This is a genomic window from Candidatus Woesearchaeota archaeon, from assembly GCA_016192995.1.
GTDB lineage: Archaea > Nanobdellota > Nanobdellia > Woesearchaeales > DSVV01 > JACPTB01.
Window position 1 is genome coordinate 158,625 of record JACPTB010000002.1, and the last position, 24,534, is coordinate 183,158.

The 24,534-nt window shown below is 33.3% G+C and carries 29 protein-coding genes, 1 tRNA gene and 1 other RNA gene; 13 read left to right on the forward strand and 18 right to left on the reverse strand.

All coding sequences use genetic code 11. The annotated features are described in order from the left end of the window. Nucleotides 1–30 precede the first annotated feature (30 nt). Nucleotides 31–630 (reverse strand): hypothetical protein, encoded by a 600-nt coding sequence (locus tag HYY69_02505; GenBank protein MBI3032322.1) that lies wholly within the window; start codon nt 628–630, stop codon nt 31–33. A 93-nt stretch (nt 631–723) separates the two neighbouring features. Between HYY69_02505 and HYY69_02510 the strand changes: the two genes are divergently transcribed. The 3 genes from HYY69_02510 to HYY69_02520 are packed head-to-tail and all read left to right on the forward strand — an operon-like array spanning nt 724 to nt 1,933. Next, the gene (locus HYY69_02510; GenBank protein ID MBI3032323.1) at nt 724–1,017 is read left to right on the forward strand and encodes a nucleotidyltransferase family protein; all 294 of its coding nucleotides are present in this window, start codon (nt 724–726) and stop codon (nt 1,015–1,017) included. Beyond that, a complete protein-coding gene (locus HYY69_02515; GenBank protein MBI3032324.1) occupies nt 1,014–1,355 on the forward strand; it encodes a DUF86 domain-containing protein in 342 nt (113 codons plus the stop codon). Before HYY69_02510 ends, HYY69_02515 begins: the two co-directional genes overlap by 4 nt. A gap of 8 nt (nt 1,356–1,363) precedes the next feature. Continuing rightward, nucleotides 1,364–1,933 (forward strand): hypothetical protein, encoded by a 570-nt coding sequence (locus tag HYY69_02520; protein MBI3032325.1) that lies wholly within the window; start codon nt 1,364–1,366, stop codon nt 1,931–1,933. Nucleotides 1,934–1,948: 15 nt separating this feature from the next. On the opposite strand, the gene HYY69_02525 is transcribed toward HYY69_02520, so the two are convergent. Then, entirely contained in the window at nt 1,949–2,587 is a 639-nt protein-coding gene (locus HYY69_02525) for a hypothetical protein (GenBank protein MBI3032326.1), read from the reverse strand. A gap of 167 nt (nt 2,588–2,754) precedes the next feature. On the opposite strand from HYY69_02525, the gene HYY69_02530 reads away from it, so the two are divergent. The 5 genes from HYY69_02530 (at nt 2,755) to HYY69_02550 (ending at nt 8,136) form a co-directional block, all read left to right on the forward strand. Then, nucleotides 2,755–4,038 carry an ATP-binding protein gene (locus HYY69_02530; GenBank protein ID MBI3032327.1) on the forward strand — a complete coding sequence of 428 codons (1,284 nt, stop codon included), beginning with the start codon at nt 2,755–2,757 and terminating at the stop codon, nt 4,036–4,038. Nucleotides 4,039–4,085: 47 nt separating this feature from the next. Then, nucleotides 4,086–5,393, forward strand: a complete 1,308-nt coding sequence (locus HYY69_02535) for an ATP-binding protein (protein ID MBI3032328.1) — start codon at nt 4,086–4,088, stop codon at nt 5,391–5,393. A 114-nt stretch (nt 5,394–5,507) separates the two neighbouring features. Then, a complete protein-coding gene (locus tag HYY69_02540) occupies nt 5,508–6,131 on the forward strand; it encodes a phosphatase PAP2 family protein (protein ID MBI3032329.1) in 624 nt (207 codons plus the stop codon). A 13-nt stretch (nt 6,132–6,144) separates the two neighbouring features. Then, complete coding sequence (gene aspS, locus HYY69_02545; protein MBI3032330.1) at nt 6,145–7,917, forward strand: aspartate--tRNA ligase; 1,773 nt, start codon at nt 6,145–6,147, stop codon at nt 7,915–7,917. A 9-nt stretch (nt 7,918–7,926) separates the two neighbouring features. Further along, entirely contained in the window at nt 7,927–8,136 is a 210-nt protein-coding gene (locus HYY69_02550; GenBank protein MBI3032331.1) for a PspC domain-containing protein, read from the forward strand. A gap of 23 nt (nt 8,137–8,159) precedes the next feature. Here the strand turns inward: HYY69_02550 and HYY69_02555 are convergent, their stop codons facing one another. After that, a complete protein-coding gene (locus tag HYY69_02555; protein ID MBI3032332.1) occupies nt 8,160–8,384 on the reverse strand; it encodes a hypothetical protein in 225 nt (74 codons plus the stop codon). A gap of 255 nt (nt 8,385–8,639) precedes the next feature. Further along, nucleotides 8,640–9,386 (reverse strand): endonuclease/exonuclease/phosphatase family protein, encoded by a 747-nt coding sequence (locus HYY69_02560; GenBank protein ID MBI3032333.1) that lies wholly within the window; start codon nt 9,384–9,386, stop codon nt 8,640–8,642. 52 nt (nt 9,387–9,438) lie between these two features. Between HYY69_02560 and asnS the strand changes: the two genes are divergently transcribed. Beyond that, nucleotides 9,439–10,737 (forward strand): asparagine--tRNA ligase, encoded by a 1,299-nt coding sequence (asnS, locus tag HYY69_02565; GenBank protein ID MBI3032334.1) that lies wholly within the window; start codon nt 9,439–9,441, stop codon nt 10,735–10,737. Between the two features lie 299 nt (nt 10,738–11,036). Then, a complete protein-coding gene (locus HYY69_02570; protein MBI3032335.1) occupies nt 11,037–11,510 on the forward strand; it encodes a hypothetical protein in 474 nt (157 codons plus the stop codon). A 24-nt stretch (nt 11,511–11,534) separates the two neighbouring features. Here HYY69_02570 and HYY69_02575 read toward each other — a convergent pair whose 3' ends face one another. The 6 genes from HYY69_02575 to HYY69_02600 form a co-directional block, all read right to left on the reverse strand. Further along, entirely contained in the window at nt 11,535–12,746 is a 1,212-nt protein-coding gene (locus HYY69_02575) for a replication factor C large subunit (protein MBI3032336.1), read from the reverse strand. Nucleotides 12,747–12,783: 37 nt separating this feature from the next. Further along, nucleotides 12,784–13,800, reverse strand: coding sequence for a 1-acyl-sn-glycerol-3-phosphate acyltransferase (locus HYY69_02580; protein ID MBI3032337.1), 1,017 nt, complete (start codon nt 13,798–13,800; stop codon nt 12,784–12,786). Nucleotides 13,801–13,840: 40 nt separating this feature from the next. Beyond that, a complete protein-coding gene (locus HYY69_02585; GenBank protein MBI3032338.1) occupies nt 13,841–14,260 on the reverse strand; it encodes an NUDIX hydrolase in 420 nt (139 codons plus the stop codon). A gap of 2 nt (nt 14,261–14,262) precedes the next feature. Further along, a complete protein-coding gene (locus HYY69_02590) occupies nt 14,263–14,748 on the reverse strand; it encodes a hypothetical protein (GenBank protein MBI3032339.1) in 486 nt (161 codons plus the stop codon). 195 nt (nt 14,749–14,943) lie between these two features. Further along, a complete protein-coding gene (locus tag HYY69_02595) occupies nt 14,944–15,702 on the reverse strand; it encodes an alpha/beta fold hydrolase (GenBank protein ID MBI3032340.1) in 759 nt (252 codons plus the stop codon). Between the two features lie 65 nt (nt 15,703–15,767). After that, nucleotides 15,768–16,748: a glycosyltransferase family 4 protein gene (locus HYY69_02600; protein MBI3032341.1), complete on the reverse strand. Its 981-nt coding sequence runs from the start codon at nt 16,746–16,748 to the stop codon at nt 15,768–15,770. Between the two features lie 83 nt (nt 16,749–16,831). Between HYY69_02600 and HYY69_02605 the strand changes: the two genes are divergently transcribed. Beyond that, a tRNA-Gly gene (locus HYY69_02605) sits at nt 16,832–16,902 on the forward strand. A 94-nt stretch (nt 16,903–16,996) separates the two neighbouring features. On the opposite strand, the gene HYY69_02610 is transcribed toward HYY69_02605, so the two are convergent. Further along, the gene (locus HYY69_02610) at nt 16,997–17,188 is read right to left on the reverse strand and encodes a hypothetical protein (GenBank protein MBI3032342.1); all 192 of its coding nucleotides are present in this window, start codon (nt 17,186–17,188) and stop codon (nt 16,997–16,999) included. Between the two features lie 263 nt (nt 17,189–17,451). Between HYY69_02610 and HYY69_02615 the strand changes: the two genes are divergently transcribed. Then, a complete protein-coding gene (locus HYY69_02615) occupies nt 17,452–19,923 on the forward strand; it encodes a valine--tRNA ligase (protein MBI3032343.1) in 2,472 nt (823 codons plus the stop codon). Here the strand turns inward: HYY69_02615 and HYY69_02620 are convergent. Continuing rightward, nucleotides 19,883–20,782, reverse strand: a complete 900-nt coding sequence (locus tag HYY69_02620; GenBank protein MBI3032344.1) for a DMT family transporter — start codon at nt 20,780–20,782, stop codon at nt 19,883–19,885. The two genes, HYY69_02615 and HYY69_02620, sit on opposite strands and share 41 nt — an antisense overlap. Nucleotides 20,783–20,934: 152 nt before the next feature. Between HYY69_02620 and HYY69_02625 the strand changes: the two genes are divergently transcribed. Then, on the forward strand, nt 20,935–21,213 hold the full coding sequence (locus HYY69_02625) for a PRC-barrel domain-containing protein (protein MBI3032345.1): 279 nt from the start codon (nt 20,935–20,937) through the stop codon (nt 21,211–21,213). Between the two features lie 30 nt (nt 21,214–21,243). Here the strand turns inward: HYY69_02625 and HYY69_02630 are convergent, their stop codons facing one another. The 6 genes from HYY69_02630 to HYY69_02655 form a co-directional block, all read right to left on the reverse strand. Continuing rightward, complete coding sequence (locus tag HYY69_02630; protein MBI3032346.1) at nt 21,244–21,582, reverse strand: nascent polypeptide-associated complex protein; 339 nt, start codon at nt 21,580–21,582, stop codon at nt 21,244–21,246. 9 nt (nt 21,583–21,591) lie between these two features. Beyond that, a complete protein-coding gene (locus tag HYY69_02635) occupies nt 21,592–21,762 on the reverse strand; it encodes a preprotein translocase subunit Sec61beta (GenBank protein ID MBI3032347.1) in 171 nt (56 codons plus the stop codon). A gap of 40 nt (nt 21,763–21,802) precedes the next feature. Further along, nucleotides 21,803–22,112: RNase P RNA component (gene rnpB, locus HYY69_02640), an RNA gene on the reverse strand. Between the two features lie 213 nt (nt 22,113–22,325). Beyond that, nucleotides 22,326–22,664, reverse strand: a complete 339-nt coding sequence (locus HYY69_02645; GenBank protein MBI3032348.1) for a hypothetical protein — start codon at nt 22,662–22,664, stop codon at nt 22,326–22,328. A 31-nt stretch (nt 22,665–22,695) separates the two neighbouring features. Next, nucleotides 22,696–23,799 carry a hypothetical protein gene (locus HYY69_02650; protein MBI3032349.1) on the reverse strand — a complete coding sequence of 368 codons (1,104 nt, stop codon included), beginning with the start codon at nt 23,797–23,799 and terminating at the stop codon, nt 22,696–22,698. Between the two features lie 38 nt (nt 23,800–23,837). Next, nucleotides 23,838–24,344, reverse strand: a complete 507-nt coding sequence (locus tag HYY69_02655; protein MBI3032350.1) for a hypothetical protein — start codon at nt 24,342–24,344, stop codon at nt 23,838–23,840. Between the last annotated feature and the right edge of the window lie 190 nt (nt 24,345–24,534).

The following is a 24,534-nucleotide window of genomic DNA, read 5'->3' on the forward strand; positions in this document are numbered from 1 at the left end:
TATAAGCTTAGCTTATAATAGTTACTCTTTTTAATGCTTTTTATCATCATCCCCATGTTTTTTCTCTTTAGGACTTTTAACTATATACCCAAAACCCAGTAAGATAAGGATAAAAAAGAGTATTGCTCCAACAGCTGTTGAGTCTAGGTTATAATAAACATAATTAATAAGCCACCCTAAAAATGATTCTCCTGAGTCCATAGGAATAGCATTAAGGAAAATAAGGAGTATGCCTATAAGAAGGACAACCATAAACGTTGTCCGCCATGCACCTTTAAGAACAACATCTTCGCCTTCGCCATGAAATGCCCCAATTAAAAGCAAAAACATAACTATGATAAGTAATAATAAGACAATATTTGCTAATGACTCGTTGATAATAGCTACTAATCTTGCTGAAGCTATAACAAGGAATGCTATAACAAAAGCAGCCATAGCATTAAGATTCTTTTTAGGATGCATTTTTCCTGCTACTTCTTCAGTGCCTAAGACCTTTGTTTTTTCAAAAATAGCAAAAACAATAGTGAAAACAAGGAGAAAAGGCAATACTATATCATAGACACCCAGTCTATCTAAAAACCCAATAACATCGCCAAAGACTGTCTGCTTTGAAGCTTCATAATAAACCATACTCTTTCCCTGCTTACCGAGATATTTAAAGCTTTCGTTCATAGGTACGTAAAAACATAGTTATTTAAAGTTAAAATGGTTAATAACAACAATATGGTTAATAAAAAAATTGCAACTATCAAAAAGCAAGTAATTCCTATTTTGAAAAAAAATGATGTAGTTAAGGCAGGTATTTTTGGTTCTGTAGCTAGGGGAGAGGATAAAAAGAAGAGTGATGTTGATATTTTAATTAAATTTAAAGGTGAAAACAAAAGCCTTATTGATTTAGTGCGGTTAAAGTATGAACTTGAAGAAAAATTGAAGCGAAAAGTAGATATTTTAACATACAGATCAATCAACCATCTGATTAAGGATCAAATTTTAAAAGAAGAAGTGAGGATTTTATGAAGAATAATGCTACTTATTTAAAACATATTCTTGAAGCAGTTAATCATATAGAAGACTTTACCAATGATATATCCCCAAATGAATTTCTCAATAATGTAGAAAAGCAGTTTGCAGTAATCAAAGGAATTGAAATAATTGGAGAAGCTATTAAAAATATTCCTTTAGAAATAAGAGAAAAACATCCTCAAGTGCCATGGAAAGAAATCACTGGAACAAGAGATATTATGATTCATGCTTATTTCACTGTTGATCTCAATTTGGTGTGGAAAATTGTTGAAATACATCTCCCTGTATTAAAACAAGCAATACAAAACATATTAAAAGACCAAGATAAATAACTAAAGCCATGACAACCTTCCTTGACAATAAAAAAACTGAACAATTAAAAAAAGAGATTGATAAGTTTGAGCATGAACGAGAAACTATTATTAGACAATCACGTGATATTCTCAAAGCTTCAAAACATGCTATTTACAGCATCCAGAGAGATGATATGAAAACAGCTGAGCAGTTGTTAAAGGAAGCTGAAAAACATATTGGTAGTTTACGAAAAGGTTCTGATTATACTGATGCTATTGGAGCATTTAACGCAGCCTTGGAAGAATATGTTGAAGCGCAATGTTTTATGGCATTTGTCAAAAGCAAAAATATTCCAACCTATAAAGAATTGAAAGTTGGATTTGAACAATATTTATTAGGATTATGTGATTTTACCGGCGAATTAGGACGAAGAGCTGTGCTGCAGGCAACAGTTAAAAACAAAAAAGAAGTCCAACGGATACGAGATATTATTGATGAAGTATATGGTTTTTTTAGCCAATTAAATCTGGGCAATTCTGAATTAAGAAAGAAGTCTGATTCGATCAAATGGAATTTGAAGAAGGTTGAAGATTTATTGTATGATGTGAATAAATAGAAAAGAAAATAAAGATTATTTTGAACAAAACACTCCTGTTATAATTCTATCACTACGAACGTCACCTTTTTGAGGTTCAACTGTATACGAGTTAGTATCACTTCCGCAGCTTCCTTTTACACCACCATAACTACAGGGAACAATACCCTCTGAATGGATATCAAGTTGAATACCACTACAACTCTGATCTGTGCTTTGAAAACGATAATCTGTTTCAAAAGTATGACCTGCTATACATGTTGTAAAACCCATCTCTTTACAAATAACTCCACCCGTAGAACCATCAGATTGAAAATCACCATTCCCATAGAATGCTTTGATTTCATTAAAACCTATATATTTAGTACCTGTTTTAGACATAAATGCATTTTGTAAACTTTCAAAATCATCTTCAAACTCATCAACATCATCTTTAAGATCGTCAATAACATCTTTTAATTGATTCAAATCAGATTTAGCAGTATATCCACAGTCTTTCGTTGCTCTACATATATTATCTAAATTAACATCGCCCAATACAGGTTTCATACCTTTCACAGCTTGCCCAGTAACAACATTAGATGAGATGCCATTAGCATCCATCACCACATACCCAACAGCAAGAACAGCTAAAACAAGAAATACTATTGCCTCTTTTGATAATCCATTACTCATAATAACACCTCTTTTAGATGATACTCTCAATTTAGTTATTTTGTAATATATATATATATTACAAAATATAGTTTGAAAACAATATTACTTTTCCTGCTTGAAAGAGAAAACTTTATAAATCTATGTTAGTTACAATTAACATAAAATAGAATTTAGGTTAGTTACAAATGCCACAAATTAAAGAAATCCTGATTGAAGCAAACAAATGGTGGAAAGAACCATTACAAACAGAGTATAAAGAAAGAGAAATCTATGAAAAGATTAAGAAGTATGTTCCATTAAAGCAGATAATTGCTTTTACTGGTTTACGAAGAGTAGGAAAAACAACATTGATGCTTAAAATAGTGGAAGATGCAATAAAGGAAGGAATCAACCCTTATAACATAGTTTATTTTTCATGCGATGAATATCATGACATCGAACTAAGAACTGTTTTAAAAGAATATGAAGGTTTAAAAAATAAGTTGTTAGGAAATGAAAAATATATTTTTCTATTTGATGAAATACAGAAAGTAAAGAGTTGGGAAGAGCAGATAAAAAGAATCTACGATCTTCACAGCAAGAACATTAAAATTATTGTCTCGGGTTCAGAATCACTGTTTATTAGGAGAAAATCAAAAGAGTCTCTTGCTGGCAGGATATTTGAATTTAAAATCGAGTCATTAACTTTTAAAGAATTTTTATATTTTAAGGAAATTAAAATTGATAATGATAAACTACATGAAAAAGAGCTTGAGATGTTATTTAATGAATTTATAATAACACAGGGATTTCCAGAAATGATTGGCATACAGGACAAAGAAGTAATTAACAAATATCTGAGAGAAAACATTATTGATAAAACGATATATAATGATATTCCATTATTGTTTAGCATTAAAGATATTACCTTAGTGAAATCAATAGTTAATATCATTATGGAAAATCCTGGTCAAATAATTGAACTTAATGATTTAGCAAAGGAATTAAGCATTGCTAGACAGACCATTTCCCTTTATTTATCATATTTAGAGGACTCATTTCTCATAAGAAAACTCTATAATTACTCAAGAAACAGAAGAAAAATAGAAAGAAAATTAAAAAAATATTATCCTGCAATTCTTGATAGCAGCTTGTTGTTTAGAGAAGATGAATATTCTCAATCAAAAGTATTTGAAACAATAATAATAAATCAGTTAAATGCAGAGTTTTTTTGGAGAGATCCTTATAAGAATGAAGTTGATGCTGTTATTAATGTAAACAAACCTTTGCCGATTGAAATAAAGTATGGTAAAGTTGAAACTCATGGATTGTTAAAATTTATGGAAGAATTTAAATCTAAAGAAGGATATATCATTTCAAGAAATAAACAAGATAAAATACAACATGAGGGAAAAACAATAGTAATTATTCCAGCGTTCTTGTTTTTCAGGAGAAAAATCGAAGATCTGTCGTATGAGGTGAATAAATAGAAGTATAAAGGGAAACATTTATATATTTCTTTCCCTCTACATAGGGAATGGATACGAAAGCAATAGAAGAATACCTTATTGATGTTCAAAAAAGAGAATTTCCTTCAGTAATAAAAAGGGATTTGAAGCTTGCAGCAAGTAAAAAGATACAATCTATTATAGGTCCTAGAAGAGCAGGTAAAACATACTATCTGTTTCAAATCATGCAGGAATTGATACAGCAAGGAGTGCCTAAATCTCAAATAATTCACCTTAATTTTGAAGATCCTCGATTAATAGGCGTCAATTTTACTGAAATAAAGAGTATCGTTAATTTGCACTGGCAGTTATATCCTGATGGAGCAAATGCAAAACAGATGTTCATTTTTATAGATGAACCTCAAAATATTCTCAAATGGGAAACTGCTGTTCGCGCTTTGCATGATGAAGGATTTTATATTTATTTAACAGGATCAAGTTCAAAATTATTAAGTAAAGAGATTGCAACATCTTTGAGAGGAAGAACGCTTGCATATACACTCTTGCCTTTTTCGTTTAAAGAATTTTTATCATCGCAAAATAATAAAATAGACGCCGGAAGAATGAGTTCAAAAGAAAAATCATTATTACTGCATGATCTTAACAAATATTTGTCTTTTGGAGGTTTTCCTGAAGTATGCTTGGAAAAAAATGAAGACACAAAAATTAAAATCCTTAACGAATATTTTCAATCAATTGTATATAAAGATCTTGTTGAGAGATATGGCATAAAAAATATTCAACTGGTAAAATGGCTGATAAAATCGTTAGGCAGTTCCTTTTCAAAGGAGTTTAGTGTTAATAAAGTTTTTTTAACACTAAAAACTCAAGGAGTTCAGGTCAGCAAGAATACTTTGTATAATTATCTTTCAATGCTGGAAGATTCAGTATTTGTTTTTTTCTTAGAGAAATTCTCCTATTCTTATAGAAAAAAAGAATTCAGCATTAACAAAGTTTACCTTAATGATACTGGCTATGCAAAACTTATAGAAAGCAGTGATAATAAAGGAAGTAAAATGGAAAATGCAGTTTATTTAGAGTTAGAAAGAAGAAAGAAAGCTTTAACAACGTTGTCATACTGGAAAAATCAGCAGCAGGAAGAAGTTGATTTTGTCGTTAAAAATAGCAGCAAGATTGAGCAGTTAGTACAGGTATGTCATGATCTTACTGATATCTCAGTAAAAAAAAGAGAACTATCTGCGTTAATCAAAGCAAGTAAAGAATTACGAGCCAATCAATTGTTAATTATAACCTATGACTATGAAGGAAAAGAAAAACTTAAAGGAAAAACAATTTATTATATTCCATTATGGAAATGGCTTCTTACGAATAAATAAAGAATAGAATAAGGCAAGTTATAGACATTAGTAACTTTAGTTTATTGTTAGACTAATTGTTTTATTGCCTAGTAAGCATAAAAATTTATAAAAACTTAAAATAGTAATTCAATTATGAAAACCACTGATCATAAAAAAGCATTCTATCAAAGAGAAAAAAATACATTATACATAATCATTTTTGGCATTATTTTATTCAGCATGAGTTTTTTCATTGATAAAACAGTAATCGCATATGCAAAAACAATGCAGACGCCATATGGTGATTATTTTTTATCAGGAGCCAGCAACACATGGTTATTAGTGATGTTATTAGGAGTTCTCATAATGCTACTATTATATCTTAAACAAAAGCAGCATAATACGAGAGAATTTTTGCTGATAATGGGATTAACATTGGCAATAACAGGCATCATTAAAATAACAGTCATGCGTGAACGACCATTAGAAACAATATTTGAAGCTGGATTTTTTGATTATTCTTTTCCATCACAACACACTGCTTTTGCTGTTGCAACATTAGTCTTTGTTTGGAAAAAATTATCTTCAATCAAATATATCAAGTATGTTTATACAGGATTAGCCATACTTGTTGGACTAAGCAGAATTTATTTGCAAGCGCATTACTTAAGCGATGTAATAGCAGGAGCATTAATAGGATATATTGTTAGCTGGTGTGTTCTGGGATTACAATATAAGATCAAAGAAAAATCAGCAACATTTATAAAAACCTTATAGTAACTCCTTACCTATGCTGCGAACTCATACCTGTGGAGAATTAAGATTAGCAAATAAAGGATTAAAAGTAACCTTAGCTGGATGGAATAGTGTCCGAAGGGACCATGGAGGAGTTATCTTCATAGATTTGAGAGACAAATACGGTTTAACGCAAGTAGTTTTTGACCCTCGTCATAATAAAAAAGCTCATAGCATTGCAGAACGATTAAGCAGAGAAGACGTTATTCAGGTAAAAGGCAGTGTTCGACATCGAGGCAAAGATTTAGAAAATCCAAATCTTGAAACTGGTCAGATAGAAATTATAGTTGACGAAATTACTATTTTAAACAAATCTGCTACGCCACCCATAGAAATTGACGACAAAAAACCTGCTCATGAAGATATGCGCTTAAAATATCGTTATCTTGATCTACGAAGACCTGAAATGCAGAAAAATCTGAGATTACGGCACAAAGCTAGCTTTGCAGCAAGAGAATATCTTGATCAGCATGGTTTTACCGAAGTTGAAACACCTGTTTTAATGAAATCAACACCTGAAGGCGCGCGGGATTACATTGTTCCTTCACGAGTTAACCCTGGAAAATTCTACGCATTACCGCAATCTCCGCAATTATATAAACAAATTCTCATGGTAAGTGGCGTTGACAAGTATTTTCAATTTCCAAGATGTTTGCGTGATGAAGATTTGCGCGCAGATCGACAGCCTGAGCACACGCAGATTGATATTGAAATGAGTTTTGTTGAGAGAGATGATGTATTAAACATGATTGAAGAATTAATGTGCCACCTGTTCAAAAAAGTACTAAATGTTGATCTTAAAAAACCGTTTCCAAGAATAAGCCATAAAGACTCCATGGAAAAATATGGGTGTGATAAACCTGATTTAAGATTTGACTTAGAATTAACAACCTTGACTGAAGAGATGAAAAAATCAGAGTTTGGCGTCTTCAAAAGTATTGTAGAAAAAGGCGGCATTGTCAAAGCAATCAATGCTCCTGGATGCGGAGAAAAGTTCTCAAGAAATGAAATTGACAGTTATATTGCTTATGCGCAGTCAGTTGGTGCAAAAGGATTAGCTTGGATGAAAATGACTGACAAAGGTTTGGAAAGCAATATTGTCAAGTTCTTTTCTGAGCAAGTTCAGAAAGAGATTATCAAAAAAACAAAAGTAAAAAAAGGAGACCTTTTATTTTTTGCAGCTGACACGTACAAAAACGCTCATGAAATTATGAATAAAATCAGAAATAAATTAGCGCAAGATCTTAAATTAATAAAAGATAATGATTGGAGCTTCTGTTTTATTATTGACTTTCCATTGTTTGCATGGAATGAAGAAGAACAGCATTGGGAGCCAGAGCATCACATGTTTTGTATGCCAAAAAAAGAAGATTTGCAATATCTTGAATCAGATCCTGGCAAAGTATATTGCACACAATATGATTTAGTATTAAATGGCTGGGAATTAGGTTCAGGAAGTATTCGTATTAATGATCCAGAAATCCAAAAGAAAGTTATGAAAGTAATTGGCATGTCTGATGAAGAAGCTAACATGAAATTTGGATTTCTATTGGAAGCATTCAAATACGGCGCGCCTCCTCATGGCGGTGTTGGTTTAGGCTTTGACAGAATTGTTGCTTTAATGGCAGGTTATCATGATATTCGAGAAGTAATAGCATTCCCAAAAAACAAAGCAGCGCAATGCCCTATGGATAACAGTCCTTCTGAAGTAAGTGATAAACAAATGAAGGAGTTGCATATCAAAATAGATATGGTTAAGAAGAAATAGATGATTTTTATGGCTAAAAAAGTACCACATAATATCAAACGATTATATCGCAGTAAAAGAGATAAAGTTCTTGGTGGTGTTTGTGCTGGAATAGGAGATTATTTTGAAATAGACCCTGTTGTAGTAAGGTTAGTCTGGATAATCTTCACCTTTATTTCCATGGGATTTGGGATTATTGCTTATATTATAGCATGGATTATTGTACCTGAAGAACCGTAATTAATAGATAATTGAGAAAAAGATTATTTATTGTCTTCCTTTTTGTCTGCTTCTCCTGAGGTTACTTCGTTCAGACACTTGCATGACCTACCAGTTGGTACCAGTGTAAAACATCTACAGGTTTTTTCACCTTCTTTATTGTATCCCCCTCTTTCTTTCTCATCATCTGTCGGATAAAAAACCCCACAAGCAGTAAGGATTACCATAGACAAAAGAAGTGTGAGCATAAGAGCAATTCGAATGTTCATGTGATAGGGTTAATATAAACACTATTTAAAACTTTTCATCAACTGTACGTATTAAGTCTGTGGTTTAGCGCCTACTTTTGTGAAGCTCTTCTTAAATTTGTTTTTGGGGATTTTTCGAAGTGCCAGAGAGAAAAATCCAATGTTAAATTACTTTTGAAGCTGAACTGGTGCTAAACCTGAAAAAGACTTAATACGTACGTAAACTTTCAATTGATTTGAAGTTACATATAAGTTACATATAAAAGAAGGATAAAATCATGAGCTATTGTTTACATCAAACTCCAACAGCAACGGCAGATGATCCGAATATTTAACCGGCAATACTTCAAACTTCTTTACTGTAATGCCCTGAGAAACAAGAATATAATCGAGGCATTTCCTTGGTTTAAAAGCAGGAAAGGTGTTATTATTTAATTGATCAACAAATATAAGATGATTTTCTGATGCTAACAGCAATAAATCTCCTTGATGTTTAGCATTAAAATCTCCCATAACAATAACATTTCCCTGCACTTTTTTGATAAGTTCAGATAATTCTTTAATCTGTATTTTTCTATTTTTTCTGATCAAAGATAAATGAACAAGAAAGACATGAAAGTTATCAAAAGTAACATGAATAACTAATCGTTTTCTTCCCACCGATAATTCATAGTAATGCAATGAACAAAATGGCTGTTTTGACAAAAGAGCATTGCCAGACTGAGCAAAAATAGGTAATTTGCTCCATACTGATCCTTTTCTATACTTGCAGCGAGAAGCTACATTATAACATCCTGTTTTGGAAGCGATATAATTAATCTGATCAACAAAACGAGTTTTGACTGATCCATGATCAACTTCAGTTAAACCAATAATATCTGGTTTATACGATGCAAGAAATGTGCTGATTTTTTCCAATGTTTTTTTACTGGAAAGAAAAACTCGATAAAACCCCAGAGAACTCTGCCCGCGATATTTGCCAAGACCAGAGCAATAAAAGGTGTTATACAAAATAAGTTTCATAGCTGATATAAAGATAATAAAGCTTTTAAATCTTCACTTTAATCTAGGTGTTATGACTGATTTTTTATCGGTGCAAGAAGCAATGAACAAGGGTTCTGGAAAAGTAGCTGTTCGTGGATGGGTATACCGTGAACGTGGTTCAAGCAAAGTTAAATTCATCATTTTAAGAGATTCCACCAATACCATTCAATGTGTTATTAAACGCGATACCATTGGTGAAGATAAATATGCAATAGCTGATAAGATACAGTTAGAAACTTCTATAATTATTAAAGGCAGTATCAAGGAAGACCCGCGCGCTCCTACAGGTTATGAAATAGCTGTTGAAGACTTTGAGGTCATTGGCAATTCCAGTGAATTCCCTATGAATAAAGATCAAAACCCAGAATTCTTATTAGATAACCGGCATCTTTGGTTAAGATCACAGCATCTAACAGCAGTGATGAAAATACGTTCTACAATTATTGGTGCAATCCATGAATTTTTTCGAAGTAAAGGGTTCCATGAATTCAATGCGCCTATTCTTCAGCCAAATCAATGTGAAGGCGGTTCTACATTATTTGAAGTTAAATATTATAATGATAAAACATATTTAAGCCAATCATGGCAATTATATGCTGAAGCTGGCATTTTTGCGTTGGATAAAATATACAACGTCAGCCCTACATTCAGAGCAGAACGTTCAAAAACTTCTAGGCATTTGTCTGAATTTTGGATGGCAGAAATGGAAGCAGCATGGTTTAATCTCCAGGATATTTCAGAAACTGCAAAAGAAGAATTAAAATTTATTATAAAAAAAGTTCTTGAAACTAACCTTCGAGAATTAAAAATTCTCGAAAGGGACATTTCAAAATTAAAAGTATGCTTAGAAAAACCATTCCCCACCATAACTTATACTGAAGCTTTGAAACTATTAAAAGAAAAATGCAAGATGGATGTAGAATGGGGCAAAGATTTACGTACTATTGAAGAAGAAGAACTGATGACCTTATTCGATGTTCCTGTAGTTGTAACAAATTACCCTAAAGAAATCATGGCATTCTACAAGCCTGCTGATCCAAAAGATCCGAAAACAGCGCTGTGTTTTGATATGTTAGCACCAGAGAAATATGGAGAGATAGTTGGTGGAAGTCAGCGTGAAACAGATAGTAAAGAAATTGAAAAATATCTTGCAAGAGATGGCGAAAATCCAGAAAACTATGCATGGTATTTAGATTTGCGAAAATACGGGAGTGTTCCGCATGGAGGTTATGGATTAGGCGTTGAAAGAGTAGTTGCCTGGATCTGCAAACTCGACAATATTAAAGATGCCATTCCCTTTCCAAGAACAATGTTGAGATGGAAGCCATAGAGAACTTTGCAAAATTATGGTTACTGCCTATTTTGTGAGCATTTTCGAAATACTTATCGGGCAATTTTCGAGGTTCCAGAAAGAAAATTGCTTTGTCAAACATATATCTCAATGCGAACTGGCAGTAACCCGAGCTTTGCGAGTATTTTGCAAAGTTCTCCTTAGTTTAGAATAATAAATTCTTTTGATAAATACCCATAATCAAGTTGAAGAAACAGAAAATAGAATAAAACTTTATAAAGATAATTGACATTCTGTATCCACAGTAATTAAAAATAAGATAATTGGAAGTGATAGATATGGATAATAGGGACAGAGTAAATGTAGTTATTTATGAACCTGATAGTAGAAGAGCTTCTGAAAAAGTAAGAGATTTACAAGCTGGACTTGGAGGAGCATTACCAGAGGGTTATGAAGTAATTGACACTGGATCAAAATATCGTACTTCTCAAAAATCAGGACCAGTTGATCTCTTAAAAGCTGGAAAAATTGATTTAGTCTTACTTGATCCACAAACATCTGGAGCAGAAACTATGTTAGACGATTTAGTTTTAGAAGCTGCAACATCTGGTTTAAAAATGCCAAAAATTGTTATTCTTACAAATCACCCAAATGGAGAACTTACTAACTATGATGCAAGAATGAGAGAATTTTTATATGATAAAACACCAGGAATTGCATCCGTTACCCTTACACGAAGAGATGGTTATTTAGATGCAAGGGATTTACCAAGAATAAAAGCTGCAGTAAGTACCGTTTATAACGGACATTAGATTTTCTGGTTATATTTTTTAATTTTAACTCATTATCCATCCAACTTCTTCTTGATCGAGATCAAACTCTTTAGTAAATGCATCGCAGTAAGATTTGCTTTTCTTCATCATAACCTGCACATACAGCAAAGTGTCCTGAATTACTCTTCGTGAGCTGGAATGTGTTTTTGCAGCAATTTTAGCTGCTATTGCTTTTCGTTTTGCATATTTCATATTTACCTGCCATAGTTTTAATATCCTTTTTGTAGGACCATACTGAACAAATCCTTTATATTTTTCTGATTTGCTTAAAGCTATTCCTGAAGATAATAATACCAAAATATAAACGGTAAATCGCCAATACTGCCATCGCCTTATTCTACCGCGGTAAACATCAGCCCTGCTGAGATAATGATAGGCGCGTGCTAAGTCTTCCGGGTGAACATATTCTTTTGGCAGATTTTCATCCAGCCAAAGGAATATCTCATCTACATCTTCAGCAACATTCTCAAAGGCAGTTTTACTGGTCTCTAAATCAGTTGTTTTAAACACTTTCATAAGAGCATTAAACATAGTCTCTGTTTTATTCCGATCTGAAATTAAATCAAGATCTTCTTTCCGCAGCATTTTTGTAGCATGAGTAAGCATTTGAAGATCATTAATGCCTGCACGCAAATCACCATCTGCTTTTCTGGCAAGCGATTTAAGGAGCATTTCATCAAACTGCACCTTTTCTTTTTCGCAGATTGCTTTCAAACAATTAAAAATAGAAGTATATGCTAAGGTTTGATATTCGATAAGTTCGCATTCTTTTCGCAGTTGGTTAAGTTTCTGGTCATAAGGATCAGTAGCTGTGCAGATAACAGGAAATTTACTTTCTTTAATCACGCTAATCAACGCTGCTATTCCACCTCTATCTTTAGTACCTGATAATCCATCTATTTCATCAACAAGAATAACTTTACTGACTGAAAAAAGAGATCGTTGTTTGGTTGCTCCGCCAATAAGATGTTCAATAGCTTCTTTATTTCTAAAATCAGAAGCATTAATCTCTAAGATTTCATAATTAAGATCATGAGCTAATGCATACACAGAACAGGTTTTTCCTGAACCACTGCCGCCGTAGATAATGACAGCTTTCTTTTTCTGAGTATTATAATTAACAACAAAATCTTTTAATTTCTGCAATGAACTTTGCCGTGCAATAACTTCTCCTGTTGTTTTCGGCTGATATTTTCTAATCCAGGTATCTGCCATAGAAAAGGTTAATTAAGAGTGCTTTATTAATATTTAGTTAATGATATAGTTCAACATTTCTATGCCGATCATCCAATCCATCATGAATCCTTTGCATAATAAGTTTTGTTGCGCCTTCAAATTGGGTGCGATGAGCTTCTGTTGAAACACGAGATAATAGTGGTAATGAATCAGAAACAGCATAAGGTTGCAATGCTCCGTCAACAGTTAAAGGATCACCAATAACATAAGTAATTCTTCCTTTTTTAGCAAAAGGATTTTTTCCAGGATAAATTTCAGGCCCACCACTACAAGATACAGGTACAACTGGTACTTCCGTACGTAAAGCTACTTGAGCAAGACCAATACGTGCTTCATCTAAGCGAATATTTCGTGTACCTTCTGGAAAAATAAGCAAAGACAAGCCATATTCTTGGAGAGCTTGGAAGGTTAACCTACCAACTTGCTGCATAAGCTGATCATGATAAAATCTAATCTCATCCATGCGAACCAACATGTATGCTAGTTCTGGTCGAGAACTTTTCCTTAATGCATCATCACTAGTAGTTTTACATTCAAAAACATCTTTAAGGAGGCGATATTCTGTATCTGTTAACACTTTGTGATCATTGGTAGAACTAGAAAAACAGCGTGCATACATTTGATGCAATAGATAATTTGTTGGTAGCACAGGAATCATACCCATTGCATCAAAAAATTTTCTTCCAATCCAATGACGATAATTCTTTCCTTTAATCCAAACCGTAGCATTTTTTCCTGAACGCAATAATTTATAGGTAAATGGTAAATAATTGAAACTATCAGTATGATTCATCGCAAAAATATATTGTTGATCATCAATTAATTTATCTAAGCCTATAATTTGAATATCAAGACCTGGCAAAAGCCAAAAATTAAGTCCAAGAGTTGGATAAGTAACCAAACGCTGGCGTTTTGATTTAGGAGAAACATCAACTGAGGTAAGATGATCCCAACTTAAAGGTCCATTTCTTGGTAAACGAAAATCCTTTTCAACAGCAAGAATCCTTTTAACAAGATCATCGGTCTCTGCCATACCATCCCCACTATAAAGAAATGCTGGTTATTTTATATAGTTAACTAATAGTTATCTTAGAAATTAATTCAACGAGGCTTTCATGGTCAGGATTAGAAAGTTTCAGAAATTCTTCTCTTGTCACCCACCGAGATTCTAGAATTTTTTCACCAGTAACATTATTGCAATGATTATCAATAGCATGATGTTTTGGTGTGCATAAAAAAACAGTTGCCACTATAAAATGATGTGGTGGCTTAGACATGGTAAAATAATACATTCCAACTGGTTTAATAATTTCAACATCTAAGTTGGTTTCTTCTTTAACTTCACGATGAAGAGCATCATGAGGAGTTTCCTGATATTCAACTTTGCCCCCAGGTAATCCCCAGCTCGTTCTAAAAGTATGATCTTGATGAAGTACTAAGAATTTGCCATCATGAACAATCAAGGCCTTAACAGCTGGCTTACATTGAGTCATGTTTACACACTCGCAGATAATTTAAGCCATTGTTTCAATGTTTTATAATATGGTTCTAATTCTTGTTTACATACAGGTAACGTAAGAATACGCCACTTCTCATCTGCTTTGTTTTGAACCTGCTTTAATGCCTTAGAAAAATCCATCCCTCGCATACCAAACATATGAAGATAAGCATAAATACCTTTGGGATGTAAAAAACGGTAGCAATCAGCATTAGCACATATCTCTGCTTCCTTACAGGTAAAAGGAATTTCAGCGTGATGCGCTTCAATACAATTGAGAACTTTAGTGATTAGATCATTATTTACTTTGTGCTGTTCCAAAAATACTTTGGCAGCATCTGATGACATCTTTGCATGTTGTTGAAGAATATGTTTTTGCTGTGCTTCACCTAATTTAAGATCCATAAAAAGAGTTCCTAAAGCAACAATATTTTTGCCTAAAGCATATTTCCACGCTGCATCGATAGTAGCCTTGTTAATCATAATAAAAACCCAAACAGATAGTAAAAAGAGCTACAGAGAACTTCGCAAAATTATGGTTACTGCCCATTTCGTGAGCATTTTCGAAAGACTTATCGAGCAATTTTCGGAGTTCCAGAGAGAAAATTGCTTTGTTTAACAAATATCTCAATGCGAACTGGCAGTAACCCGAGCTTTGCGAGTATTTTGCAAAGTTCTCTACAATCTCTTCTTAATCCAATTAACGGTTAAATCATACAATTGTTCGCGATCACTTCCTCGTTCGAAAAAATGATTACAACCAATAATAACTTCTAATTGTTTGAAACCATCTAACTCTTTAAAAAGTTTCTGACTGTGGCTTACCGGCACAATAGTATCTTCATCACCATGGATGATCAAAGTAGGTATCTTAACATGCCGCGCTATCCCAACATAATTAAAATGTTTTAAATCTTCATAAAACGTATAATACAAATCTTGTTTTCCGCATTTTCCATCGTACTTAATCTTTCCTTCTTCTTTCCATTTCCGAATACCTTTTTCACCATATTTGAGTTTTTGAAGTGTTTTTCCATCAATAGCAGGAGCAACAAGGGTTAAAACTTTTATTCTCCGTGATTTTCCTGCTGCAACAAATATTGCTTTACCGCCAAAACTAACGCCAACTGCTCCAATATCAACAAAACCAAGTTTTTCAAGAAAATCAACAGCACTTAAAACATCATCAACTGCTTGTGTTAATGTTACGCGAGAAAAATGACCATCACTTTCGCCATGGCCAAAAAAATCAAAACGCAGCGCTGCAATGCCCTGTTTAACAAATCTGCTAGCTAATACTTGATATTTTTCTCCCTCTTTTGAAGAACTAAAACCATGGCACAAAATAACAGCCTTGCCAGTATGTTTTTGAGGAACATCCAGTATACCAACAAGCCTATGACCACTTTTAGTATCAAAATAAACTTTATCAGACATTAGCTAACCCCATACATTAGAAGTAAAGAACATTTAAAAACTTACTGCTTAAATAATATATAAATCTAGGTGATAAGCTGATTATACACTCCCAAATACCCTTCACATTCTTTTTGAGGACTAAATTGATTAATGACTTGTTCATAAGCTGCACCAGTAAGCTTTTCTTTCAATTGGGGATTATGATATAAGCACAAAAGAGCTTTTTTAAAACCATTTTCATCAGCATATAATAATCCAGTTTTATGATTTTTTACTATGGTTTTATTTCCCGTTATTGAAGAAGCGATAACTGGTATTTTCAAATACATTGCTTCCAACAAAGTATTTGCCATGCCACCTTCAGATAAAGAAGTATTCAAAGCAACATCGACGCAAGTATAATACCTGTAAATTTCATGATGAGGAACTTCACCATAATAGGTTATCCATCTTTTTCCGGTAGTTATTTGTTTAAATTTCTTAAAATATTCCTGATCCAATACTTTCCCAACAAAATGTAATTTTAAATTTGGAATCTGCTTTCGCAAAGATTCGCAAGGTTTAATAGGAAAAAGATTATTTTTAACAGGTCGAATGTTTGAAACTAATAGAATACGAAAACTATTATCACAAACTTTTTTGCATTTCCTGAGATGGACTGATTGAGGAACAACAACGATATTTTTAATAGATTTGGGTAGAAATCTTTTCATATCTTGGTGAAAAATAGTTATAGTTTTTGCATGTTTTAGGCAATAAAGTACCTTTCCTCTTCGTTCTGGTTTCTGCAGATCACTATTGACATCAGTTCCCGTTATGGTTAATACCAGAGGAATCTTGAATTTTGAAGCTAGAACAATAACATCATAGCCATAATAGGCATGAAACGTATGAATAATATCAGGTTTAAAAGAGAGAATAGTTTTTTCTGGTGTAACATCATCTTGAAAAGACATAATCTTGACAACATGTTTTTTCTGTTCGAGAAGCTGAGCTATCCGATGAGCAGTAATGTAATTACCGGTATTTGGTACAGCTTTACTTAAAACATATAATATTCTCATAATTGATAAGATAATAGTAAGATTATAAAATGTTTCGATTAACTAAACATTAATTAACAGAAACAATGAACCTGTTGTCAGTTGCGATTGTAATCTAGTGGTATGATACAACCCTCCCAAGGTTGATGCCCGGGTTCGAATCCCGGCGATCGCATCTTATATTTTCTTTGCAAGTATTCAGCTTATTCACAATAATTTGATAGAAACGCAATAATAAAATAGAGAAAAATAAAAAAAGAATGAACTACTTATTTACAGCTCTGGCATTCTTTGCAGCAGCTTTTACCAAAACAAACAACACCACATACTAAGAACAAAGCTGTCCACCAATTAATGCCCCAAAAATCCCATTTCCCTAAATCTACTAATAAAAACAACACACCTAATACAACTACTAATACTGCTCCTAATTTACAGCATTTAGCACATCCACTCATCATAGAAATCACCTCAAAACAATTATAAACTCATCTTGTTTATAATTGTTTTGTCATTAACGGCTTCATCCAAAAATAAGGTTAGCACCCTCAGGTCGAAACTCTTTGAAATACTCATTAAAAGAGGTCGGAGGGTTGGCTCCTTCGGAGCACGACCGTTTAAGCGAAGATAACACGCGAAGTTTCGAAGGTGCTAACCTAGCGGCAGCCATTTTTTGGATGAAGCCGTCATTAACTTTATAAATAATCTACTTATTACAAAAAATATGGCACTATCTGACAACTATGATTTTACCCTAGAAGAAAAGAAATGGCAGGCATATTGGGAAAATAACAAAGTTTACCAATTTGATCCAAACAAAGAAGGAGAACTCTATACTATTGATACACCTCCGCCAACTGTTTCTGGAGCAATGCATATTGGGCATGCATTTTCATATTCCCAGCAGGATTTTATTGCGCGTTTTCAAAGAATGTCAGGCAAAAATGTATTCTATCCTTTTGGCACCGATGATAATGGGTTAGCTACAGAACGTTTAATAGAAAAGATAAAAAAAGTAAACAGCAAAAAGATGAAACGTTCTGATTTCATCAAACTCTGTCTTGACACATTAAAGGAGATACGCCCAGCATTTATTCAGGATTGGAAAAACATGGCAATTTCCTGTGATTATAAATTATGTTATTCAACTATTGACGACAATAGCAGAAAAATATCCCAGAAATCATTTGTAGAGTTATATAATACTGGCTTAATTTACAAGAAAAAAGCTCCCATTATCATTTGCCCGCAATGCCAGACAGCAATTGCCCAAGTAGAGATGGAAGATGCTGAACAGCAGTCATTTTTGAATTATATTGAAGCAGAAGCTGAAGACGGAGAAAAGATGGTATTTGCAACAACAAGACCAGAATTAATCTATGCTTGCGTTGGGATGTCAGTGCATCCTGAAGATCCGCGTTATAAGCATTTAATCGGCAAAAAAATTACGTTGCCGTTGACAAAAAAACAGGTTGAACTTATCCAAGATGAAAAAACTATTCCTGAATTTGGAACGGGTGTAGTTTATTATTGCACCTATGGAGGATTAGATTGTGTTGAATGGATGGCGCGCCATCCCGGTGTTAAGCCAATTCATATCATGGATGTTTCTGGTAGATATAATGAGCTTGCAGGCCACTACAAAGGCATGACATCAAAAGAAGCGCGAAAACAAGTGGTTGAAGATTTGAAAAAAATAGGAGCATTAAAAGAACAAAAACCATTAAAACATACGGTGAATGTCCATGAACGATGCGGTACTGATATCGAGTATGTTGCTTCTGAACAATGGTTTGTCAAATATTTGGATTTGCGAGAGAAATTCCTCAAAGATGGAGATAAGCTTCACTGGTATCCGGATCATATGAAGCATCGCCTGTTCAACTGGATCAAAGGATTAAATTGGGACTGGTGTATTTCTCGACAGCGGCATTTCGGCATTCCAATTCCAGTATGGTACTGTAAAAAATGCAATGCTATGCATCTTCCTGATGAAAAACAACTGCCTGTTGATCCAACTGAATCAATGCCTAGAAAGCCATGCAAATGCGGCAGTAAAGAATTCAAGCCTGAAACTGATGTGCTTGATACCTGGGCAACCTCTTCCTTAACGCCGCAATTAGCGCAGCAATTTTTCGAAAAACATCCTATCAAAAGCAAGTTGTTTCCTATGAATTTACGTCCTCAAGCTCACGATATTATCAATTTCTGGTTGTTCTATACGTTGGTAAAATCACAACTCCACTACCAAGTGAATCCTTGGCATGATGTGATGATTAGCGGCTTTGCTCTTGATCCTCATGGAAAAAAGATGTCTAAGTCAAAAGGTAATGTAATTGAGCCGCAGGCAATGACCGGAAAATATGGTGCTGATTGTTTGAGATTTTGGGCAGCAGGATCAAAATTAGGCGATGATCTTCCCTTCCAGGAAAAAGATTTGATCACAGGAAAGAAGATGGTTACTAAATTATGGAACGCATCAAAGTTCTGCATGATGCATTTGCAGGATTACAATGGTGAAAAAGAAGAATTAAAGCTTATCGATAAATGGCTTTTAACAAAAACTGAAAAGATGATCAAGCGCTGCACTGATGCATTCAATAAATATGAATACGCCCAGACAAAAGCTGAAGTTGAAAAATTTTTCTGGCAGATAATGTGCGATAACTATGTGGAAATTGTCAAAGACAGGCTTTATAATCCTGACAAACGAGGTCATGAAGCTCGAGTTGCTTCGCAATATGTATTATATCATGGATTATTAACAACCTTAAAATTGCTGGCGCCTATCATGCCGCATATTACTGAAGCAGTGTATCAAGGATATTTTGCAGAGAAAGAAAAATACAAAAGTATTCATAATTCATCATGGCCGAGCCACAACAAAAAAGAAGAAGATAACAAGGCAGAATTTTTTGGAGATATCTTTGTAGCAATTGTCGGAGAAGTAAGAAAAATAAAATCAGAAAACAATGTTTCATTAAAGCATGAAGTTAAAATGTTAACTATAGAATGTGAGAAAGACGTGAAAAAAGCATTAGAAGCTGAACTCGATGATTTAGAAGCATGTTTAAACATCAAAAAGGTAAATTTTGGAAAAGCAACAAGGCAAGTTGCAGACAACGTTAAGATTAGTGTTGAAATGTATCTAAAAACTAACTCAGTGCAAGCAGCACAGTTCCAACAACAACCATAACAATAGCTATACTTTTCTGAAAGAATATCTTCCAGCTAATTTCTTCTTTAACAAAATGAGGGAGAAAATAAGAAGTTAGTAAAGTGCCACCAAATACAAACACTGCGTATAATCCCTCAAGCGCATTAACTAAAGATACACTTGCTAAAGAGATAGCATAATTAATAGAGAGAAAAGCTGGAATCCCTAAAGCTGCCTTAAAGAGCAATGCTCCATACAAAACCTTATCTTTTGAAACAAGATGCTTATAAAAATCATGGCGAACAGAGTTTATCAGAAGCAACAAGCAAGAACCAATGAAGAAACCAATAATAATGACTACAAACATTAACCAAAAATCCCCGTGGTTATAAGCAAGTTTCTGAAAAAAATAAGAAAAGCTAAAAATAATGCTGGAAAAGAGCATATACCAGAATGCTTTGTTCAAAGATAACGTCAAAGAAGTTACATTGACGATAAAACCACCAGCAACTAAAAGAAAAAAAGCAATATAATCATAAACAGATAATTGTTCTTGAAGAAAGAGATATGATAGAAGCAAAACAAATAACGGTATTGTTTGCCAGACAACAACCACCCGTGAGACTTCATGATGGTCAAGAATTTTATAAAAAGGCAGATGCCCTAAAATAAATAAAATCCCGCCTAATAGAGCTATCACAAGATAAACCCAATGATCATAGTGTACGTTGACAAGAGGAAAAAATAATATTCCTATACTGCTTAGTAGTCCAAAAAACACAGCATTAACATAAGGATTTTTTATTTTATTGCCAACAATATACTTATCAAATAAGGTAGTAATTGCCCATAAAAAATAGGTAGTTACTGCAAACCATACCCATAAGGTTGTTGTCATAATCACTTGGTAATGATTTTCCTTTAAAAAGCTTGCTTACACAAATTCATAGAGAAATCTTTATAAACTAGATTGTGCTAGCTGAGGCATATTAGTTCATAATAATTCATAATCATAATAAATCTAATAATAAGGAATAAGGAGGTTACACTATGTTAAAATTAAAAAGGATTACTGAAACATATGATACTAAAGTCTTTACTGATTCTGGTGAATATTTTGGTGACATTGAAGAATGCATTATCAGCACCAATAAAATATTTGGCTGGAGAGTAAAATCAACAAAAAATTCATTTTTAAACAAGATTCTTGGCAGTGCAAAAGGAGTAATTGTGCCTCACCAACTGGTAAAATCCATGGGTGATATTGTGATCATAAGTAAAGCTGCCATTCCAAACTATTCCAGTGAAGCGCCAGAAGCTGAAGAATAGGATATTTTAGTTAATTACACCTATTATTTATTATTTCTGCAAATTTAAAATTGCTTCTGCAATATCTCCTTTAGATTCAAACAATGCCTTTTTTGCTTGTTCTTTGCTGCAGCCAACTTGAGTAACAATAGTTTGAATATCATCTTCATTAATATCGGGCATAGTATCTAATTCTTGTTCTTCATACTTACCAGTAATTTGAAATGTTTCCTGCCCCATCATATCAACAACAGAAACTTCAGGTTGTTTAAAGACAATCTGCCGATCTTCAAATTTAATAATTACTTCAGTTGCAGGCAAATCTTCTTGTTTTACCCCAAGCTTTTTCATAGCTTGTTTCATCATCTTTGGATTCATGCCAGGAAACAAAAAAAACACCTAGCCAAGAAGTTGTTTTCCAAGAACATGTAATACTATTTCAAGTAAAATAACAAGAACAACAAGAATAATAATATGATGTGGTTTAATCATTATCTTAGAATCATATTCATCAAAATACCGTACTAATCCGCCACTTGACTGCGGCATACTAACTCTATTTTCTGCCATAGTTGCCTAGAAATAGGTTTTATTTATAAAGATTATGAATGTAGGAAAGCATAAGCTGCCTTTTGTCAGAAGCAAAATAATGCTATAAGAGCACTATCGATCTTCTGTAGTAGTATTTAACTAAGCATCCAAACGGACTTGCACAAGCCAGGACTCACCGTTTCATCCCTTCCTTTACAGACGTCAATGGGTTAACTCGCTTCTGTTGCCAGAAGTTTCGCCATATCATCCCATTGCAAAGGTGGTATCGTTTCTGAGTGGTTGCCATGAATTGCTCCATCTCAAAGAGTGGCTTTTTACTGTGGGCAGACTTTCCTCACTTGAAAAGCGATAACTACCTGCTTTCCTACGCCTATAAAGAAGTGCCTAGAAGTATAAAAAGATTATGGAATTATCTGGCTTCGGTGAAAATGTAGTTTTTGGTGCCATCCTTGTGATTATCTTTCAAATTAATGAGCGAGAAAAAAGGAAATTCCAATAGGAATTTTTTCCTTCTTACAAATAAGTGGGATAATCACGGCACCAAAACCGAGGCTATGCCGAGATTTTCACCGAAACCGAAATTATTTCCTACCTTTATCCATAAATCCCCTAAGAAGTTTTAATTCTTCAAGCTGTTCATGACTTATTTCCTTCATAAAAGCGGTTTCTGTTTTTAATAATCTTATTTCTTCAGAATGATCTTGCAACAGAATCTTCAATTCTTCTTTAACATCAACCACTAATGCAGCTATAATAAACAATACTAATAACACAAGCCAGACTAAAACACTCAAAATAAAATTCCAGCTCATCATACCATCTTGTTGAAGCTGCTGTTGGATAAAGTAAAATCCTACAATACCTACAACTAAACCAATAAATAACAAAACACCTTCAAAAAAACTTATTTTTCTGGTCATATAAAATCCTTAGTTTTAAGCTTTATATATTTTACTGATACTTGCTCTTCTTCAATTTCAAAACATATAATTCTTGCTTACCTTGAGAGATATTGATTTCTTTAATAAGGCTAAAACCCTTAATGCACTCTTTGAATAATTCTGTTTTCAACAAACAAACAACCATAATTCCATCTTCTCTTAAAACATAAGAAACCTGATGAAAAAACTCATTATAAAGCTTGGTAATCTTAGCAGGGTCAATATTTTTGGAAGGAACAGGCAACTTAGTGATGACTTTATCAATACTGGATTCTTTAATTTTAGTATCTAACCATTCTAAATCAACCCTCGAAAGTTCTAATAGTTTATTGATGCCTGCAATTTGAGCATTTCTTCGGCTAGATTTTAAGCCATTAACCGTTGCATCGTAGCCAATAAACTGAGTAGTAGTAGGAAAAGAACTATCATATTTGAGAACATCGCTTGGAAATTTTTCTTTTTTATAGAAATGGGGTGATTTTTTTGATAAAAACAACGCTGCTTCAATTAAAATATCACCTGTTCCCATAAGTGGATCGAGAATAACATCACCTTCATCAACACCTGCAAATCTTCCTAAAGAATAAGCAACTGCAGCATTTAACGCATCAGGATCATGAAATAATTTATAATCCCTTTTCGATAAATTAAACCCAAACAAATCTCTGCCAAGATAAAGAGTGTTGTTATAGATATACACTGTTATTAAAACATCCGGAGTTTTAAGAGAAACCTTTGCTTTTGTTTGGCTGGCAATCTTTTCACCAACAAAACTGGCAATATCAACACTCGTGTAATCATGTTCGCCTTCACGTACACATTCAACTTTAAAGGATTTTCCAGCTACATAGGGTGAGAGGTCTAAACTCGCTAATTTTTCAGCAATAACTTTAGAAGTGGCTTTAAAAGAAGCATTTACGGTAAATCCTAATAATAATTGCCAAACACACTTAAAAGATCTCCCTAAATATGCTAATTTGACCAGCTCTTCTTCGTTTTCATAATCAAAAAAAACAATGGTGTCTTTTATAGTTGCTTTTTTTCCAAGAATTTCCTCTATTTCAAGCTTGCTTATTTCTTCACAGCCTTTAAAGGTAATAATAGCTCCGTGCATAGACAAGACAGAATAAGTCAGATATTTAAATGTTGATATTAGCCTTTTTCAAAAATAATGCCTTGCCGCTCAAACTTCTCTCTTTCAGAAGATGTTAAATAAAGAATTATATATTGTTCGTGGCTGACAACTACACTAATCATTTCCTTTCCTCGATAAAAACAAGGGTCTTCCAAACAATAAAAATCACCAGTAATATAAGGTTCTGCCTTCCACCAGAATAAGGTATTTTTATTGATTTTTTGTTTCATTTGTTTGCTTAATTGATAAAAATAATGTTCAAATTGATTGTTGCCTTGAGAAATATCATTAAAACGCTTATTATTGGCTATTTTTTTAATAAAATAAGGTCGTAATAATGCAAGTGTTTGAAGAAATCTTTTATCATTATCATCACCATATTTGACAAATCTAAAGGGAAATTTCCATTCAGTATTAATAATTCTTGTTAAACGCAATGTATCGGCTTTTACAAGGAGAAATTGACGTATAAGCAACTCATGTTTTTTATTTCTGCTATATTGCCAAAAATATTCACAATTCATACAAAGAGACATAATAAACTAATTTAAATAAATAGTGGTTCTAAGTGAGTAATAATTAAGAATGTGATTTTAACAAATATTCCAAAATACCAACAGCAATAGGTTTGTACTGTTTTTCATCTGATGTCAAAACTGTTTGGATGCTCCTTTTGTCTGTACCCACATAAATTCCATGTGTGATCTCAGGAGT

What these genes read in the sequence shown, in the direction of transcription:
- HYY69_02535 (MBI3032328.1), top strand. Translation starts at nt 4,086, where the DNA reads ATGGATACGAAAGCAATAGAAGAATACCTTATTGATGTTCAAAAAAGA.
- HYY69_02575 (MBI3032336.1), bottom strand. Translation starts at nt 12,746, where the DNA reads ATGGCAGATACCTGGATTAGAAAATATCAGCCGAAAACAACAGGAGAA.
- HYY69_02525 (MBI3032326.1), bottom strand. Translation starts at nt 2,587, where the DNA reads ATGAGTAATGGATTATCAAAAGAGGCAATAGTATTTCTTGTTTTAGCT.
- HYY69_02590 (MBI3032339.1), bottom strand. Translation starts at nt 14,748, where the DNA reads ATGATTAACAAGGCTACTATCGATGCAGCGTGGAAATATGCTTTAGGC.
- HYY69_02570 (MBI3032335.1), top strand. Translation starts at nt 11,037, where the DNA reads ATGGATAATAGGGACAGAGTAAATGTAGTTATTTATGAACCTGATAGT.
- HYY69_02540 (MBI3032329.1), top strand. Translation starts at nt 5,508, where the DNA reads ATGAAAACCACTGATCATAAAAAAGCATTCTATCAAAGAGAAAAAAAT.
- HYY69_02610 (MBI3032342.1), bottom strand. Translation starts at nt 17,188, where the DNA reads ATGATGAGTGGATGTGCTAAATGCTGTAAATTAGGAGCAGTATTAGTA.
- HYY69_02645 (MBI3032348.1), bottom strand. Translation starts at nt 22,664, where the DNA reads ATGACCAGAAAAATAAGTTTTTTTGAAGGTGTTTTGTTATTTATTGGT.
- HYY69_02505 (MBI3032322.1), bottom strand. Translation starts at nt 630, where the DNA reads ATGGTTTATTATGAAGCTTCAAAGCAGACAGTCTTTGGCGATGTTATT.
- HYY69_02560 (MBI3032333.1), bottom strand. Translation starts at nt 9,386, where the DNA reads ATGAAACTTATTTTGTATAACACCTTTTATTGCTCTGGTCTTGGCAAA.
- HYY69_02550 (MBI3032331.1), top strand. Translation starts at nt 7,927, where the DNA reads ATGGCTAAAAAAGTACCACATAATATCAAACGATTATATCGCAGTAAA.
- HYY69_02585 (MBI3032338.1), bottom strand. Translation starts at nt 14,260, where the DNA reads ATGACTCAATGTAAGCCAGCTGTTAAGGCCTTGATTGTTCATGATGGC.
- HYY69_02530 (MBI3032327.1), top strand. Translation starts at nt 2,755, where the DNA reads ATGCCACAAATTAAAGAAATCCTGATTGAAGCAAACAAATGGTGGAAA.
- asnS (MBI3032334.1), top strand. Translation starts at nt 9,439, where the DNA reads ATGACTGATTTTTTATCGGTGCAAGAAGCAATGAACAAGGGTTCTGGA.
- HYY69_02595 (MBI3032340.1), bottom strand. Translation starts at nt 15,702, where the DNA reads ATGTCTGATAAAGTTTATTTTGATACTAAAAGTGGTCATAGGCTTGTT.
- HYY69_02515 (MBI3032324.1), top strand. Translation starts at nt 1,014, where the DNA reads ATGAAGAATAATGCTACTTATTTAAAACATATTCTTGAAGCAGTTAAT.
- aspS (MBI3032330.1), top strand. Translation starts at nt 6,145, where the DNA reads ATGCTGCGAACTCATACCTGTGGAGAATTAAGATTAGCAAATAAAGGA.
- HYY69_02625 (MBI3032345.1), top strand. Translation starts at nt 20,935, where the DNA reads ATGTTAAAATTAAAAAGGATTACTGAAACATATGATACTAAAGTCTTT.
- HYY69_02650 (MBI3032349.1), bottom strand. Translation starts at nt 23,799, where the DNA reads ATGCACGGAGCTATTATTACCTTTAAAGGCTGTGAAGAAATAAGCAAG.
- HYY69_02615 (MBI3032343.1), top strand. Translation starts at nt 17,452, where the DNA reads ATGGCACTATCTGACAACTATGATTTTACCCTAGAAGAAAAGAAATGG.
- HYY69_02520 (MBI3032325.1), top strand. Translation starts at nt 1,364, where the DNA reads ATGACAACCTTCCTTGACAATAAAAAAACTGAACAATTAAAAAAAGAG.
- HYY69_02555 (MBI3032332.1), bottom strand. Translation starts at nt 8,384, where the DNA reads ATGAACATTCGAATTGCTCTTATGCTCACACTTCTTTTGTCTATGGTA.
- HYY69_02580 (MBI3032337.1), bottom strand. Translation starts at nt 13,800, where the DNA reads ATGGCAGAGACCGATGATCTTGTTAAAAGGATTCTTGCTGTTGAAAAG.
- HYY69_02510 (MBI3032323.1), top strand. Translation starts at nt 724, where the DNA reads ATGGTTAATAAAAAAATTGCAACTATCAAAAAGCAAGTAATTCCTATT.
- HYY69_02655 (MBI3032350.1), bottom strand. Translation starts at nt 24,344, where the DNA reads ATGAATTGTGAATATTTTTGGCAATATAGCAGAAATAAAAAACATGAG.
- HYY69_02620 (MBI3032344.1), bottom strand. Translation starts at nt 20,782, where the DNA reads ATGACAACAACCTTATGGGTATGGTTTGCAGTAACTACCTATTTTTTA.
- HYY69_02635 (MBI3032347.1), bottom strand. Translation starts at nt 21,762, where the DNA reads ATGGCAGAAAATAGAGTTAGTATGCCGCAGTCAAGTGGCGGATTAGTA.
- HYY69_02600 (MBI3032341.1), bottom strand. Translation starts at nt 16,748, where the DNA reads ATGAGAATATTATATGTTTTAAGTAAAGCTGTACCAAATACCGGTAAT.